We start from the raw sequence: 1,936 nt of genomic DNA, 5'->3' as shown, positions 1-1,936 counted from the left end.
GGGGTGAAATCTGCTGTCGTGTTAGCGCTGGATGGTGTCAGATAGCGCTGTATGGTGGTGGTGTGAACCTCAAGGAGTGGGCTGCGGCGAACGGAGTCGGGTACTCCACCGCCCGACAGTGGTTCCTTGACGGCAGGCTTCCGGTTCCTGCCCGTCGGGTCGGCGGGCTGATCCTCGTCGACGAGCCCGCGCGATCGGTCCCGTCGGGGACGGTGGCGGTCTATGCCTGTGTCTCGTCCGCTGACCAGGAATCGGACCTTGACCGGCAGGTCGCCCGGATCGTCCGCTGGACTGCGGGCCAGAATTTGGCCGTCGGTAAGGTCGTGACCGAGGTCGGTTCCGCGTTGGACGGGCACCGCCGGGAGTTCCTCGCGTTGCTGGGTGACTCGGAGGTGACGACGATCGTCGTCGAGCACCGGGACCGCTGCGCCCGGTTCGGTGCCGAGTATGTCGAGGCCGCGTTTGCCGCCAGCGGCCGGCGGCTGCTCGTCGTCGATCCCTCGGAGGTCGACGACGACCTGGTACGGGACATCACCGAGATCCTGACGTCGATGTGCGCCCGGCTCTATGGCCGCCGCGGCGCCGCGAACCGGGCCGCTCGCGCCGTCGCGGCCGCCACCGAGGCAGCCATGTGAAGACGACGCTGCAGGCGTACCGGTTCGCGCTCGACCCGAACAACATCGGGCGTGCCGGCTTGCGTCGGCACGCGGGCGCGTGCAGGTTCGCGTTCAACTGGGGCCTGGCTCGGGTGAAGGCCGCGCTGGCGCAGCGCGAGGCCGAGGAGTCCTACGGGCTGGCCGGCGACCTGCTCACCGCGGTTCCGTGGACGCTGCCCGCGCTGCGCCTGGCCTGGAACACGGTGAAGAACGACATCGCGCCGTGGTGGGCGGAGTGCTCGAAGGAGGCGTTCTCCGCCGGGCTGGCGCAGTTGGCCGCCGGGTTGAAGAACTTCTCCGACTCCCGCACGGGCAAGCGGAAAGGCCGCACGGTCGGTTTCCCCCGGTTCAAAAAGCGCGGGAAGGCCCGTGACTCGTTCCGGTACACCACCGGCTCCTACGGTCCGGACGGGGACCGGCATGTGAAACTGCCCCGGATCGGCCGGGTGAAGGTCCACGAGCCGATGGGCGCGCTCACCGCTCTGCTCGGCGACGGCCGTGCCCGCCTCCTCGGCGCGGCCGTGTCCCGCACGGCTGGCCGCTGGTTCGTGTCGTTCACCGTGCAGGTCGAGCGGGAGATCCCCGACGGGCCGTCCGCCCGGCAGGCCACTGGTGGTGTGATCGGTGTCGACCTGGGCGTGAAGCACCTCGCCGTCCTGTCGACCGGTGAGAAGGTCCCGAACCCCAAGCATGCCGTGCGGGCCGAGAAGAAGCTCCGCAAGACCTCCCGCGCCTACGCCCGGTCACAGCCGGGCAGCAGCGGCAGGCGCAAGCTCGCCGCCGACCTGGCGAAACAGCATGCCCACACCGCCAACCAGCGGCGCGACGGGCTACACAAGGTCACTGCCAACCTCGCCCGGACCCACCACACGGTGGTCATCGAGGATCTGCACGTCGCCGGCATGGTGCGTAACCACAACCTGGCGAAGGCGGTCTCCGACGTCGGCATGGGCGAACTGCGCCGCCAGTTGGAGTACAAGTGCGGCCGGTGGGTTCGCGACCCGAAGACCAGGACGCAGGTGTACGTGCCCGGCTGGCATGGCGCGCACCTGCACGTCGCGGACCGTTGGTAGTGCGCCATGAGGCGCCTGGTTGTATCCCCGGCCCAGCCGGGAGGGACTCGGAGGGAGGTTCCTGGGTTCGATGGCTTACCTGGATCCGAAAGGTGAAGGGGACAGCAGCATGCCATTGAAGCGGCGGCCGTGCTCAGGCGGTGGAGGCGGCGCTCCGTGGTACCCATGTGACACGGCGAAGGCTGGATTGCGTGACTCGCAATGCCC

Annotated in this window: 1 protein-coding gene and 1 pseudogene; both read left to right on the top strand. The window is 69.2% G+C overall.

All coding sequences use genetic code 11. The features are described 5' to 3' along the window. Positions 1–62 precede the first annotated feature (62 nt). Positions 63–635 carry an IS607 family transposase gene (locus E0504_RS46365; RefSeq protein WP_131627666.1) on the top strand — a complete coding sequence of 191 codons (573 nt, stop codon included), beginning with the start codon at positions 63–65 and terminating at the stop codon, positions 633–635. Next, positions 632–1,726 (top strand): annotated as a pseudogene (gene tnpB, locus E0504_RS46360) (IS607 family element RNA-guided endonuclease TnpB); the annotation flags it as partial. The gene E0504_RS46365 and the pseudogene tnpB, both read left to right, overlap by 4 nt. Positions 1,727–1,936 lie beyond the last annotated feature (210 nt).

The organism is Parafrankia sp. BMG5.11, from assembly GCF_004337455.1.
This window is presented reverse-complemented; position numbering and strand designations above follow the sequence as displayed.